Annotated in this window: 12 protein-coding genes; 11 read left to right on the top strand and 1 reads right to left on the bottom strand. The window is 54.6% G+C overall.

Features of this window, described 5'->3' with window-relative positions:
• The first annotated feature begins 112 nt into the window (after positions 1-112).
• The 10 genes from NFS35_RS21345 (at position 113) to NFS35_RS21300 (ending at position 10,916) form a co-directional block, all read left to right on the top strand.
• Entirely contained in the window at positions 113-1,204 is a 1,092-nt protein-coding gene (locus tag NFS35_RS21345; protein ID WP_251209097.1) for a DUF4349 domain-containing protein, read from the top strand.
• Positions 1,205-1,343: 139 nt separating this feature from the next.
• Positions 1,344-2,258, top strand: a complete 915-nt coding sequence (era, locus tag NFS35_RS21340) for a GTPase Era (RefSeq protein ID WP_251209096.1) — start codon at positions 1,344-1,346, stop codon at positions 2,256-2,258.
• 86 nt (positions 2,259-2,344) lie between these two features.
• Positions 2,345-2,533 (top strand): hypothetical protein, encoded by a 189-nt coding sequence (locus NFS35_RS21335; RefSeq protein ID WP_251209095.1) that lies wholly within the window; start codon positions 2,345-2,347, stop codon positions 2,531-2,533.
• The gene (gene recO / locus NFS35_RS21330) at positions 2,448-3,125 is read left to right on the top strand and encodes a DNA repair protein RecO (RefSeq protein WP_251209094.1); all 678 of its coding nucleotides are present in this window, start codon (positions 2,448-2,450) and stop codon (positions 3,123-3,125) included. The genes NFS35_RS21335 and recO overlap by 86 nt, the downstream gene beginning before the upstream one ends.
• An 88-nt stretch (positions 3,126-3,213) precedes the next feature.
• Complete coding sequence (locus NFS35_RS21325) at positions 3,214-3,822, top strand: hypothetical protein (RefSeq protein WP_251209093.1); 609 nt, start codon at positions 3,214-3,216, stop codon at positions 3,820-3,822.
• A gap of 30 nt (positions 3,823-3,852) precedes the next feature.
• A complete protein-coding gene (locus NFS35_RS21320; RefSeq protein ID WP_251209092.1) occupies positions 3,853-5,241 on the top strand; it encodes a glycine--tRNA ligase in 1,389 nt (462 codons plus the stop codon).
• 92 nt (positions 5,242-5,333) lie between these two features.
• Complete coding sequence (locus NFS35_RS21315) at positions 5,334-8,378, top strand: J domain-containing protein (RefSeq protein WP_251209091.1); 3,045 nt, start codon at positions 5,334-5,336, stop codon at positions 8,376-8,378.
• Positions 8,379-8,520: 142 nt separating this feature from the next.
• Positions 8,521-10,209, top strand: a complete 1,689-nt coding sequence (locus NFS35_RS21310; RefSeq protein WP_251209090.1) for an Hsp70 family protein — start codon at positions 8,521-8,523, stop codon at positions 10,207-10,209.
• A 17-nt stretch (positions 10,210-10,226) separates the two neighbouring features.
• On the top strand, positions 10,227-10,748 hold the full coding sequence (locus NFS35_RS21305; protein ID WP_251209089.1) for a GNAT family N-acetyltransferase: 522 nt from the start codon (positions 10,227-10,229) through the stop codon (positions 10,746-10,748).
• Positions 10,749-10,778: 30 nt separating this feature from the next.
• Entirely contained in the window at positions 10,779-10,916 is a 138-nt protein-coding gene (locus NFS35_RS21300) for a hypothetical protein (RefSeq protein ID WP_251209088.1), read from the top strand.
• A 13-nt stretch (positions 10,917-10,929) separates the two neighbouring features.
• On the opposite strand, the gene NFS35_RS21295 is transcribed toward NFS35_RS21300, so the two are convergent.
• Complete coding sequence (locus NFS35_RS21295) at positions 10,930-11,748, bottom strand: histidinol-phosphatase HisJ family protein (protein WP_275564724.1); 819 nt, start codon at positions 11,746-11,748, stop codon at positions 10,930-10,932.
• A gap of 330 nt (positions 11,749-12,078) precedes the next feature.
• Between NFS35_RS21295 and NFS35_RS21290 the strand changes: the two genes are divergently transcribed.
• The gene (locus NFS35_RS21290) at positions 12,079-14,529 is read left to right on the top strand and encodes a glycoside hydrolase family 3 N-terminal domain-containing protein (protein WP_251209086.1); all 2,451 of its coding nucleotides are present in this window, start codon (positions 12,079-12,081) and stop codon (positions 14,527-14,529) included.
• The last annotated feature ends 95 nt before the right edge of the window (positions 14,530-14,624 follow it).

The following is a 14,624-nucleotide window of genomic DNA, read 5'->3' as shown; positions in this document are numbered from 1 at the left end:
TCCATAATAACATAAGACCGGGGCATTTCTGTCAAGGCAGAGTGCCTCGGTCGCATTGTATATGGCGTATACAGAACAGTTTCCAAAAGCGGGAACAGGACAGGAGGGAGTTATGAAAAAAGAAAGCAGGGAAAGCGGAAAACGGAGAGGGAGAAACAGGAATCTGAGGCAGCGGGCGGCAGCGCTGCTGTGCATTCTGGCAGCAGTCATGTACACGGGCTGCGGCGCCGATGGCGGAGTTTCCGTGAACACAGATAAAAGCAGCCAGAACAGCGCCGGTGCTGTCTATGATATGGGCGGCGGCATGTATGACATGGAGGAGGGCCTTGAATATGAAGCTGCCGATTCCGCAGCCGCAGAGGAGGGCGCCTCTGAAAGCGCGGGAGTCCCGGAGGGCCGGAAGCTGATTCAGACCGTGAGCCTGGAGGTGGAGACAAAGGAATTCGAGCAGATGATGTCCTCTCTCGAGACGCAGGTCCGGGATATGGGCGGTTACATAGAGAGCATGGAGACCTATAACGGCAGCAGCTATTCAAATTATGCCGCCTCCCGCTATGCGAATCTGACCATCCGGATTCCGGCGGCAAAGCTGAATTCTTTCCTGCAGAACGTGTCGGACATCAGCAATGTGGTCAGACGCCATGACAATGTGGAGGATGTGACGCTGTCCTATGTGGACATGGAGAGCCGCAGGAATACCCTGCGCACGGAGCAGGAGAGGCTGCTGGAGTTCCTGGAGCGGGCGGAAACGATAGAAGAGATCATCACGCTGGAGGAACGCCTGTCGGAGGTCCGCTATCAGCTGGAGAGCATGGAGTCCAAACTGCGCACAATGGACAATCTGATAGACTACAGCACTGTGGAATTAAATGTGTCCGAGGTCAGGGAGCTGACGGATATGCAGGAAAAAGAGCCAGGCCCGGGAAAAAGAATCGCGGATGGCTTCATGAGGAGCCTGCGGGACATCGGGGACGGCGTGATGGAGCTGGCCATCTGGTTCTTGACGCATATTCCCTATCTGGTGATCTGGGGCATTGTGATTGCGGTCATTGCAGTGTGCTGTAAGAAAGCCCGGGCGAAACGCATCAGGAAGAAAGAGGAAAAAGAGCGCGAGGCGGAGGCCGGGATGCAGGCCCGGAGGGCGCGGATGCAGGAATGGGAGGCCGGCGCATCTCCGCAGAACGACGGAAAAGAGAAAGAATAAGGCCGGACGGGACGCCGGGGGGCCTGACAGATGACGGTAAAGTGAAAAAAGATAGATACACAATTGATTTTTCCGGAAAGCTCTTGTATAATGATGAGATGTAGCTTAGATGTAAAAAACACAGACAAATGAGGTAGAAATGGAGAATAAATCGTACAAATCAGGCTTTGTCACCTTGATTGGCAGGCCGAACGTGGGAAAGTCCACGCTGATGAACCATTTGATCGGGCAGAAGATAGCCATCACATCCAACAAGCCCCAGACTACCCGCAACCGTATCAGGACAGTGCTGACCACGGAGGAGGGACAGATTGTGTTCGTAGATACGCCGGGCATCCATAAGTCCAAGAATAAGCTGGGCGAGTACATGGTGAGCGCGGCGGAGACCACTTTAGACCAGGTGGACGTCATCCTGTGGCTGGTGGAGCCCTCCAACTTCATCGGGGCAGGAGAGAGGCATATCATCGAGGAACTGAAGAAAGTGAAAGCTCCTGTCATCCTGGTCATCAATAAGACAGACACTGTGAAAAAAGATGACATACTTGTATTCATAGACACCTACCGCAAAGCGCTGGACTGTGCGGAAATCGTGCCGGTGTCCGCTTTGAAAGGGGACAATACGGACGAGCTGGTGAAGTGCATCTTCAATTATCTGCCTGAGGGGCCGGCATTCTTTGACGAGGATACGATCACGGATCAGCCCATGCGCCAGATTGTGGCAGAGATGATCAGAGAGAAAGCACTTTGCCTGCTGGAGGACGAGGTTCCCCACGGAATCGCCGTGAGCGTGGAATCCATGCAGGAAACTGACAAAATCTGCCACATCGAGGCGGCCATCACCTGCGAGAAGGATTCGCATAAGGGAATCATCATCGGAAAAGGCGGACTGATGCTGAAAAAAATCGGCAGCGCGGCCAGGAAAGATATCGAGGAGATGCTGGAGATGCAGGTGAACCTGAAAATCTTTGTAAAAGTGCGCAAAGACTGGCGCGACAGCGACTATCTCCTGCGGAATTTCGGCTATAATCAGAAGGATATCTCAGGCAACGCCTAGAAAGACCTGCCAGGAAAAGAACGAATATAAAACATTAAAAATGCAGACTCTACTATGGGAAGTTTGGTACTGAGGAGGATGCAGAAATGAAAGAAATATACTGGAAGCAATTCGAGAGCAGCGGAAAAGTGGAGGATTATCTGTCTTTTGTGTCGAATGTAAGGCAGGAGCAGACCGAAAAGGGCGATCATGCAGGACTATATATGGGTGACAGGAATCATACTGAAGCAGAGCCCGGCGGGGGAGTACGACAGGCGTATCAGCCTTTTGACTAGGGAGAAAGGGAAAGTGGCGGCTTTCGCCAGAGGAGCCAGAAAGCCGGGCAGCCGTCTGGCAGCGGCCACTATCCCTTTTTCCTTTGGGAACTTCAAGCTGTACGAGGGCAGGAGTTCTTACACCCTCTCCGAGGCGGATGTGAAGAATTATTTTGAGGAACTCCGGTCAGATTACATCGGCGCCTGTTACGGCATGTACTTTGCCGAGGTGACGGATTTCTGCACCAGAGAGGGCAATGACGAGCGGGAGATGATGAAGCTGCTGTATCAGTCGCTCCGGGCGCTCTGCGCCGCTTCCCTGCCGAACCCGCTGGTGCGTTGTATCTTTGAATGCAGGACCATGGCTGTCAATGGAGAGTTCCCCAGGGATTTCACGAAAGAGGCTTTCGCGGAACTGGCAGGGGCAGGCGAGGCGGAGGATTCCACTCTGTATGCGCTGCGTTACATAACGTCCAGCCCTGTTGAGAAGCTTTATACTTTCAATGTGACGAACAGCGTCCTTGGGCAGCTGCAGGCTGTGGCAGACAGATATATGAAGCGTTTTGCGGGGCATCAGTTCAAAAGTCTCGAAGTTCTGCAAACTCTGTGTTGAAAAAGCGAATTGTTTTTGGTACAATACTATGGAATTGTTAAAAATAGTTTTAACAACTCCTTGAAAATTTGGGAGGATTAGTACGATAATGAGAAAATATGGAAGACTTGCGGCAATACTTTGCCTGTGCGTCGTATTCCTTGCGGGCTGCGGGGTGGCTAAGGTGCCGGATATCGTGGATACCCCTTCTGTAGCTGTGGACAAGGAGGGAGGAGTCACCGTATGGCAGGTGGGAGTGTTCGATCATACAGATTATGTCCTCTCAGAGCTCCAGGATATGGCCAGAGAGGAAGCGGCCCGGTTCAACAGCACGTCAGGAAAATCGGACGCTGTGGCTGTGGAAAAGGTGGAAGCGCTGGAGGACGGCAGCGGAAAGGTCGTGGTGGCCTACCGTTTTGACGGATGGGAGAGCGCGGCCGCGTTCCTTGGGGAGGAGATTTACTTTGGGACTGCATCCGGTGCGGCCGGAGAGGGACGCATGGACGGGGCGGCCTTAAAGAGTGTAAAAGATAACGCGCCGCTTTCGGAAGAGCAGGTGAAACAGGACACGGGCAGCAGTGTGCTGATTACGGATATCAGGGGCAACGTCTACTGTCCCGGAAAGGTGACTTATATCAGCGAGGGGGCGTCCGTGAATTCGGACGGCAGCATCAATACATCGGGTGCGGAAGGAACTGTGTGCATTTTGTATCAGTAAATATAGAAGACAGAAAGGTATGATTTCGATATGGAAAAGACAATGGACAAAATCGTGGCGCTGGCGAAAGCGAGAGGCTTCATCTATCCGGGTTCGGAGATATACGGCGGCCTTGCCAACACATGGGATTACGGCAATTTAGGCGTTGAACTGAAGAATAATGTAAAAAAGGCGTGGTGGCAGAAATTCGTGCAGGAGAATCCTTACAATGTAGGCGTGGACTGTGCGATTCTGATGAACCCCCAGACATGGGTGGCCAGCGGCCATCTGGGCGGCTTCTCGGATCCGCTGATGGACTGCAGGGAGTGCCATGAGCGTTTCCGGGCGGATAAGCTGATAGAGGATTACTGCGCGGAGAAGAATATCCAGCTGGAGGAGAGCGTGGACTCCTGGAGCCAGGAGAAGATGAAAGATTTCGTGGAGGAGAACAATATCCCCTGTCCTGGCTGCGGCAAGCACAGCTTTACGGACATCCGCCAGTTCAATCTGATGTTCAAGACGTTCCAGGGCGTCACAGAGGACGCCAAGAGCGTGGTATATCTGCGCCCTGAGACAGCCCAGGGCATATTCGTGAACTTCAAGAATGTGCAGAGGACTTCCCGGAAGAAGATTCCTTTCGGCATCGGCCAGATAGGAAAGTCTTTCCGCAATGAGATTACGCCGGGCAATTTCACATTCCGCACCAGAGAATTTGAGCAGATGGAGCTGGAATTCTTCTGTGAGCCGGGCACGGATCTGGAGTGGTTCCAGTACTGGAGAGGCTTCTGCAGGGACTGGCTGCTGGCTTTGGGCATCAAGGAGGACGAGATGCGGCTGCGCGACCACAGCCCTGAGGAACTGTGCTTCTACAGCAAAGGGACCACGGATATCGAGTTCCTGTTCCCCTTTGGCTGGGGAGAGCTGTGGGGGATTGCCGACAGGACGGACTATGACCTGACCCAGCACGCCAATACCTCCGGGGAGGATATGTCCTATTTTGATGATGAGAAGAAAGAGAAGTACATACCTTATGTCATCGAGCCGTCCCTGGGCGCGGACAGGGTAGTGCTGGCTTTCCTGTGCGCGGCTTATGACGAGGAGGAGCTGGAGGGCGGCGACATGCGCACCGTGCTTCGTTTCCATCCCGCGCTGGCGCCCGTGAAAATCGGCGTGCTGCCTCTTTCCAAGAAGCTGGGTGAGGGCGCTGAGAAGATTTACGCACAGCTTTCCAAGAAATACAACTGCGAGTATGACGACAGGGGGAATATCGGCAAGAGATACCGCCGTCAGGATGAAATCGGTACGCCGTTCTGCGTCACCTATGACTTCGACTCTGAGACGGACGGCTGCGTCACCGTGCGCTTCCGTGACTCCATGGAGCAGGAGAGAGTCGCAATCAAGGACTTGGATGCCTATTTCGCGGATAAATTTGATTTTTAAGGAATGGATGGACTTTGGGGGCAGAAGGATTCTTCTGCCCTTTTTGTAATGTGCCGCAATGGCAGAGAGAACAGCAAAGCAGGAGGCTTGATATGAATCGGACGGAAGCGTTTCAGATATTGGGAATCGAGGCTACAAAGGATGAGCGGGCGCTTAAGAACGCCTACAGGGAGAAGCTGGCGGTGACGAACCCGGAAGATGACCCGGAGGGATTTAAGCTGCTGCGGACAGCTTATGAGGAGGCCTGCAGATACGCGAAAGAGCCTGAGAATGCGCAGCCGCAGGAAAAGCCCCGGGACACCACGCCCTCCGGCCTGTGGATGGAAAAGGCCGTGGAAATCTATCAGAATATCCGTTCCAGGCAGAATGTGGAGCTTTGGAAAGCGCTTTTCGATGATGACATCTTCCTTTCCCTGGAGGAGGAAGAGAACTGCCGGGAGAAGCTGCTGCATTTCCTGACAGACCATTTTAAGCTGCCCACGGAGGTCTGGAAATTATTTGACAAAAAGCTGTCCATTGTCAAGGACGCAAAGGCGCTGCGGGAGAAGTTCCCCGCCAATTTCATGCACTTCATCATCAGCCGGTGCGAGCGGGGGGAGGATCTGGATTTCACCCAGTTTCAGGGGCCGGAGGATGGGGATTATGACCAGTTTTTGGAGTATTATGACCGATGCTGGCAGGCCTTGCACGAGGGGAAGCTGGAGGAGGCGGAGAGATGTGTGCAGAGTGCGGACTCCATGGGCATCGGGCATCCTGTGATGGAGGTCAGCCGGGCAAATGTCCTTGTGAGACAGGGGCGGATAGAGGAGGCCGTGGCCCTGCTGGAAGAGCAGCTGGTGAAATTCCCGAAAGATGCCATGATCAGCTATAATTTTGCCGAGATACTCTGGGGCCAGAAAGGCGGGAAGGACGGCGTCTATGAAAAGCGGGCGGCGCAGCTCTACGAAGAGCTGAAAGCGGAGAATGAAAGCCATTATATGGCTAATGTGCGGCTCACCGAATGGTATTATGAGGCCGGGCGGTACCGGGATGCCAAGAAATGCGCGGAGAAAGTGCTGGCGGCAGGCAGCGATGACGCATTTATGGACCTGCTTGTGAAAGTCAACGCGGAACTGGAAAAGGGACTGGAAAGTGACTTTCGGGAAAACAGGAGATGGGAGAGCGGCCTGGACCTTTGCTGGTGCTATCTGCAGGACGGCAAGATTGCCCGGGGGATTCGGCTGGCCCTGGAGATTGAAAAGCTTCTGCCGCCGGAAAAGGAGGCGGAGTACTATGGGCTTATGGCAAAGCTTTATGTGGAGGAGGCCGAGTATGAAGACGCCATTGCCATGACCAGACGCTGGGAGCCGGCTCTGGAGGCGAAGATGGAAAGGAACGCCGGAGCCGATGAGGCTGAGGACAAGAAAGACAGGGACAGGCTGCGGCAGGCATGTCTGATCCGGATACAGTGTTATCACAGCCTGGGCTTTCGGGATAAGGAGAATTTTGCCCTTGCCATTGAAGAGGGGAAAAGGATTCTGACAGGTGACGCCAAAGACGCGGGCGTTTTGCTGGAAATGGCCCAGGTGTATACGGAGATGCAGGAGTATGAGCAGAGTCTCGAGATAGACAGGCGGCTGGTTGAGGAATTTCAGATTTTTGCGGCCTATGCCTCCATGCTGGAGACCTGCAGGAGGCAGTTGGACGCCGGAGGAGTAGTCCGGGCGGCCAGCCAGTGCATCCGGTATTTTCCCGGTTTTGTGAAGTCCTATGAGTACCTTGCCAAGGTGTATCTGGATCTGAAGCGCGGAGAGGATTTCGACAAGGTGGTGGAGGATGCGGAGAGGAACGGCGCAGGCAGTGTGCTTATAGATGCTTACCGGTTCCAGATGAAGGAAGAGGTCATGGACGTAGGCCAGCTCAACGAGAAGCTGAAAGAGTTCAGGCGCAGCTATTTCAAGCAGGTGGAGGAGGGGAAAGAGGAATATTATGAAATCGGACTTTCCATTCTGACGGAATATTTGTATCATTATCCCGATGATTTCATGCTGGTGGAGCGGGCGATATTTCACAGGGCGGCCCACCGCCTGGAGGAGGCCAGGGAGGATTTTGAGAAGGCTCTCTATATTAATTATGCCAATCCCTATGCGCTGAACGGGCTGAGTTTTACGCATAAGTATCTGGGGGAATATGAGAGGGCTCTGTTCTATCTGAAGAAAGCCATTCTGTATATGGACAAGGAGATGTCCCCTGTCATCTATGCGGATATGGGGAATCTGTATGCATTGCTGGGCGATGCGGAGATGGCGTATCAGGCTTACCGGCAGTACGAGGGGCTGGCGGGGGAGAATAAGAACAACTGGTTCGGAGACAATCTGGCTGAATTTGCCATGCGGGCGGGCAGGGTGGAAGAGGCGGCGGCTGTCTATGAACGGTTTTATGTGAAGAATAACTGGACCCGGTATGAGAGGCTGGTGAACATGTATCTGGGAGCCGGGCTGAAAGGCAAGGCGCAGCAGGTGCTCGGTCAGTGGAAGAAAGAGATGGGGGGCGGTTTCGGGGAATCGTTTCTGCGTTTTTTGAAAGGCGGTTCGGCGACTGCGGATGGAAAGAGAAGTACGGTTTCTTATCCGGCTTATTATTGCTGTAAGGGCTGGTGGGAGCTATTGTATGGCAGCAGGAACGGCGCTGTGAGGGCGTTTGACAGGATGTTCCGGAATGGGCTGTCGGAGAAGACCATGGAGGGTAAAATCTGTGACGCGGTGTTCGCCTGCATTCTCTGCGGGGATGCGGAGAGAGGGAGGCGGTATGCGGCTAAAATCCGGAGATGGCTGGAAGCGGAGGGAAAGCAGTCCGGGGGCGGGCGCAAGTATTATAACCGGCAGAAAGGGCATCTGCAGATGGAGTTTCTGGCGGCTTATTATACGGAGAGCGCGGAGCGGCTGCAGGAGATTTTGGACAGGGAGGAGAGGTGCGAGATTTGCCATACCTGTACCAGCCCGCTGTGCAGGGAACTGGAGGGAGTGCGGATTTTGTTTTTGATGCGGTTAGGAAAGAGGGAGGAAGCGGCGGAGAGACTGCGGCGGAATCTGCGTGTGCAGCCTTGGGATGAGTATATGCTGGCTATTCGGCATTTGGGTTTTGGAGACAACGTTTGATGATAATTTTTCCCAATCCCGATTTTTTTCGTGAATATGGCTGTCAGTTGTGTTATACTGGTATTTAGTGGGCAGATGACCCGGGTGACAGGCATCTTTCCGCTTAATTCAGATGCTCCGAAACGGCATCATGGAGGTAAGCATGATAGTAGGAATTGACTTAGGTACGACGAACAGTTTGATTGCGTATTTTACAGAAGAAGGGCCGAAAATCATTCCCAACAGGCTGGGGAAGAACCTTACGCCCTCCGTGGTCAGTGTGGACAGCGAGGGGACCGTATACGTGGGGGAGACTGCCAGAGAGCGGATGAGCCTTTATCCGGATACCGTGGCCGAGACCTTTAAACGCAGCATGGGCACGGAGCGGGACTACATATTGAGCGGGAAGCATTTTAAACCGGAGGAACTGTCCAGCCTGGTACTTCGTTCGCTGAAAGAGGACGCGGAGAGTTTTCTGGGGGAGGAAGTGACCGAAGCGGTCATCAGTGTACCCGCCTATTTTGACGACAAGAGGAGAAAGGCCACCAAGCGCGCCGGGGAACTGGCGGGCCTGAAAGTGGAGCGCATGATTTCGGAGCCCACTGCCGCGGCGGTGGCATACGGTCTTTACGACAGGACCAGGGATACCAGGTTCCTGGTGTTCGATTTAGGTGGCGGCACCTTTGACGTATCCATCCTGGAGCTGTACCACAATATCCTGGAGGTGCGCGCCGTGGCCGGGGACAATTACCTGGGCGGCGAGGATTTTACGGAGATTATGGCGAAGCTGTTCCTGCAAAAGGCAAAGCTGCAGCTGCAGAACCTTTCGGAAAAGGAGCAGGTGCGGCTCTTCAGGGAGGCGGAGAAAGCAAAGTGCGCCATCAATGATACGGATACGGTTTCCATCGGCTTTCTTTACAAAGAAGAGGCTCTGGAGCAGCAGATTACATATAAAGAATATGAAGAAGCCTGCGAGGAGCTTCTGATGAAGATCAGGGAGCCGGTGAAGAAAAGCCTTGCGGACGCGGGACTGAAGCTTTCGGACATTGATGAGGTGCTTCTCATCGGCGGGGCTACCAGACTGTCCATCGTTCGTGATTTCCTGATACGGCTGTTCCGGAAGTTCCCGGACACCAGGATGAATCCGGACGAGACCGTGGCCCTGGGGGCAGCGGTGCAGGCCGCCATGAAGGAGCGCAGGGAGGAGGTGAAGGAGGTCATCCTCACGGATGTCTGTTCCTTTACCCTGGGCACCGAGGTAGTGGTGGAATATGACGAGGGAAAATATGAGGACGGAAGATTCTGCCCCATCATCGAGCGCAATACCGTCATCCCGGCCAGCCATACGGAGCGCCTGTACACGGCCCGGGACAACCAGAGCAAGGTGCGCGTCAGGGTGCTCCAGGGGGAGAGCCGCTTTGCCAGGAACAATCTGTTCCTGGGGGAACTGGAGATTGAGATTCCCAAGGGACCTAAGGGTAGGGAAGCCGTGGACGTGACCTATACCTATGACATCAATTCCCTGCTGGAGGTGGAGGTCACGGTGGTATCCACAGGGGAGAAACAGAAGATGGTCATCAAGGGGCAGGACAACGAGATGACCGAGGAAGAAATCAAAAAGCGCATGGAAGAGCTGGCCTATCTGAAAGTCCAGCCCAGGGATTACGAGGAGAACCGGCTGGTGCTGCTTCGGGCAGAACGTATGTACGAAGAGTCTCTGGGGGACCGCAGGCGCATGCTGGACCGATATATCACAGCCTTTGAGGGAGCCTTGAAAGACGGAGACCATGACCAGATTATGGAAACCAGAGAGGCGCTGATCGAGGTGCTGGAGGAGGAAGACGGAGAGTAGCCATGGGAGGGAGAGCCATGAAAATCACGCTTACGCCCAGAACGGCAGAGCATGTAAAGATTTACTGGAAGAAAATCCAGGATGAGGAAATAAGGAAACACATTCCGCTTGAGAGCCTTTCCCTGGAGGAGGCGCTTGGGCAGTTCGAAGCCTCCAGGCAGCCCGGGGCAAACAGTTTTGGCATGTGTATTGAAGCGGACGGTGATTATGTGGGGGACGCATGGTGCTATGGAATCGATGAAGAAAATGAGAAAATGGCCATGTTCAGTTTCCTGATTTTTGAAAAAAGTCTGTGGGGAAAGGGCGTGGGCAGTGAAGCGGCAAGGCTTTTCTGCACAGAGGCGCTTTCCCGATATAAAATCCGGAAGCTGGGCGCTTTTACCTATGCGGAGAACATTGGCTCGCTGAAGGCCTTGCAAAAAGCGGGATTTTTCGAAAAGGAGCGTTTTCTTGAGGAGGGACGGCTTTCCGTCTATCTGGAGCGGCTAAAGTCCGTTGCCCGTGCCGGACAGGAATTTCAGGATGAGAAAGGATATTGACGCTGAGGGCGGAGCTGGCGGCGCTTTTGAATGTCACGCCCAGGCGGTGTCACGGTGGCCGTGTTCGACAATGGGGCTTTGGTGGAATGCGGGAGCCATGAACAGCTGGTCAGGGCCGGAAAGCTGTACGCCAGGATGCAGGAGGCACAGGCGCAGTATTATCAGTAGCCGCTTCCGGGCCCTAGAGCTTATGGAACTCGGGACTGCGCTTCTCGAACACACAGTAATACCGGAACCCGCATTCTCTTAAGACTTCCGCGGCCCGGCCGAAGGAATCCCCCACATGCTCCCGGTCATGGGCGTCCGACCCGATGGTGACCACCTCGCCTCCCAGTTCCCGATATCGCTTCAGCACACCGATACAGGGATGGAAATCGCGCATTCCTTTCTTGATTCCGCCGGTATTCAGTTCTATGCCTTTGCCCTTGTCCAGGAGCGCTTCCAGGATTTCGTCAAGGATATCATGGTACGCCGAATAGGAATATCCTTCGTCTTTCTCCGGCGCGTACCTCACCGCATAGTCCAGATGGCCATACACGTCGAAATTGGAGAATTTCCGGATGTTCTCCAGCGTGGACTGGAAATATTCCCTAAGGGCCTCTTCTTTGCTTCGGCCCTGGAAGAAATTGGGATAATAGACATCCTTGCCGTGGCAGATATGGGAGGAGCCGATGATGAAGTCGAATTCATAGGACTTGGCGTAGACCGCGTTGCGCCGCAGGACATTTGGCTGCAGCCCCAGCTCCACTCCGAAGAGGAGACGGATTTTCCCCTCGTATTTTTCCTTCAGGCGGGCCAGGTCATAGAGGTAGGGGTCGGTGTCCAGCAGGAAGATTTTCCCATCCAGCCCTTCCCGGTCCGGGTATTCGAAGTCCTGGTGCTCTGTAAAGCACATGGTCTCCAGCCCCTGTTCGATTCCCTGCAGTACCATTTCCTCCATGGGGGTATGGGAATCTCCGGAGAAAGAGGAGTGTAAATGACAATCTGCTGTAATGGGCATAATGTTATCCTTTCTCTCTGTCTTATGTTTTTTGAAGAGCCTGGCCAATAGTATAACACAAATGCCGGACAATCTGCAAGGCTTTTTGATTTTCAGATTTTCGCAAAAGGGCCTGACTTTTCGGCTGGGGAGTTGACCTGTGCGATGGGCCAGTCGAAGAAGCCGGGATTGGATTTCAGGAGAAAAGCCGGTCATGGTTTGACACATTTGGCTTTTTGCGATACTATCATTGCAGGAGGAGGCGTTGAATCGGGCGTGTCTTTGGCTGCGATTGACGCTGCAACATATTAGACGATGAATGGCGCAAAAGCGGAGGAGAGAAAGAAGGGTATGGGACGACAGGCAAGAACTTTGACATTGCGGGAACAGCTGGGGCAGCGCATGGCAGTTGGCTTTCCGGGCACGGAACTGACAGAGGATTTTCTCGACTTTCTGGCGGAATTCAAGATTGGCAATCTAATCTTATTCCAACGCAATATAGAAAGCACAGAGCAGCTAAAAAGGCTGGCCGGGCAACTGCAGAAGGCTGTGCTTGGCAATACGGGATTTCCGGCATTCATCATGATCGACCAGGAGGGCGGCCCGATTGTCAGGCTGCCCCAGGAGGCAGTGAATGCGCCGGGAGCCATGGCATTAGCTGCCACCGGCAATCCTGAGAACGCTTATCTGGCCGGGCAGCTGACCGGAAAGCAGCTGGCGGAAGCGGGCGTCAACTTTGACCTTGCGCCAGTGCTGGATGTCAACTGCAATCCGGACAATCCGGTCATTGGAGTCAGAAGCTACGGCGATACGCCCGATCAGGCAGCGGCATACGGGCTGGCTATGATGAGGGGATTGCTGTCCCGGGAGGTGGTTCCGTGTGCCAAGCATTTCCCGGGGCATGGAGATACCAGGGAGGATTCCCACTTCAGCCTTCCGGTGGTGGAGAAGACCGGGGAGGAGCTGTGGAGGATGGAGCTGGCTCCTTTCAGGCAGGCGGTAAAGGCGGGAGTGCCCGCGATAATGACTTCACATGTAGTCTATCCTGCCCTGGAGCCCAAGCGCCTTCCCGCGACCATGTCCAGGGCTGTCATCACCGGGCTCCTGCGGGAAAAGCTGGGGTATCAGGGGCTGGTGGTGAGCGATTCCATGGAGATGGCGGCCATACGTAAGTATTACGGGACTTCGGAGGGCGTGCTGGCCGCCTTCCGGGCTGGCGTAGACATTGTCCTGATTCCCCATTCCACAGAGCGTGCGGGAGAAGCGATACTGATGGCGGAAAGCGCCATGGCACGGGGCGATTTGCCTGTGGAATCCATGGAGGAGTCGGTGGGACGGATTATCTCCTGCAAGGCGGCCTTTGCGGGGCCGAAAAAGGACATAAAAGTGGAATCCGCAGACCGGGAGCTGGAAGCAGAGCTGATGCGCCGGACCTATACGGCGGTGCGGCTCCCTCAGGGGAAGCTTCCGCAGCTGGGGGAGAACCCTTTTTTCGTCGGCTGCTATGCCTATCAGTCCTCGCTGGTATCCAACGAGAATGATTTGAAGCTATGCTTCCCGGAATGGCTGGCCAATATCTTTGGCGGAGATGCGTACGTATTTTCTCCGGATCCTACCGGGGAGGAGATTGACAGGCTGGTGGCGCGTGCCGCAGGATGCAGCTGCATCGTGGCGGGAACCTATAACGGGCATCTGCGCAAGGGCCAGCGGCAGCTTTTGGAGAAGCTTTCGGGGCTGGGGATTCCCATGACGGTATTTGCCCTGCGGAATCCGTACGAGCTTTTGGAGCTTCCGGAGACGGTGGCCGCAATCGCGGTGTGGGAATATACAAGGAGGAGCCTGGAGGGGATTCGCAGCATGCTGGAAGGGCGCTGGCTGCCGGAGGGAAAGCTTCCGGTTACTGTCATGCCGAAGCCGGAAGGTGGCGAAGATAAACGGAAGGGAGAGGGACACAGGGAGCAGGTCATGGAACTGGCCAGGGAGCTGGAGCTGCCGGAGGAGGTACGCCGACAGATGGCGGATGTCATGGAAAAGCTCCCATGGGAGAGCCTGGAGCCTGTGATAAAGAACCTGACGGAATACGATCTGGCCAGCGATGCGCAGCTTCAGCTGGCAAAGCTGACGGCACCTGTGGAGGAAGCTTCCGGTATGGGCCAGCTGGCGGGAATGCTGGCGGCAGCCTGCTATACCCGCCGGATGTATGAACGCTGGGGGATACCGGACAGCGTGTTCAGGGCCACCATGGACTGCTTTCCGCGGTTTTTAAGGGAAACTAAGCGGATTACGGGGGAATGGATTTATGACAGGGCTTTCTGGACCTGGCGGCAGACTTCGGGCCTGCTGTTCCGCCTGGGCACTCTGGAATTTGAATATGTCCGGACAGAAGACGGGGCTTCTCTCAGTGTGCATATCCCTTCGGACGCAAGTCTGACGTATGGAGAACTGGAGAAATCCTATCAGGAGGCTGAAACCTTCTGGGAGAGGCATGGGGAGGCGCTGTGCCCTTTTGGGAAACCGGGGGCTGTCAGGTGCCGTACCTGGCTGCTGAGTCCGGAGCTTGGCAGGCTTTTGCCGGAGGATTCCGGTATCAGGCGATTCGCGCAAGGGTATGAGATCACGGAGTTCCTTCCGGATAACGAGAGTTTTTACCGCTGGCTGTTTGCGGGGAAAAAGGAATGGGAAGAGCTGCCGGAAGACACCAGTCTCCAGAGGGCGGTCAAGGCCTATTTGGCCGCCGGAGGCAGGATTGGGATTGCCTCCGGACGGTTCAGGGGAGGAGCCGGGCACGCGGACCGGGCGTGAAAGCAGATGGGAGGCATTTCGGAAAAGATTGCGGGAAGAAATAAGTAATTTCTAAACAATCTGTAAAATTTCCGAAATTATGGCAATTATTTTTG

This window comes from Acetatifactor aquisgranensis (assembly GCF_943193215.1).
Classification (GTDB): Bacteria; Bacillota; Clostridia; order Lachnospirales; family Lachnospiraceae; genus Acetatifactor; species Acetatifactor aquisgranensis.
Note: the sequence above shows the minus strand (reverse complement) of the source record. Positions and strands in the feature narration are given on the sequence as shown.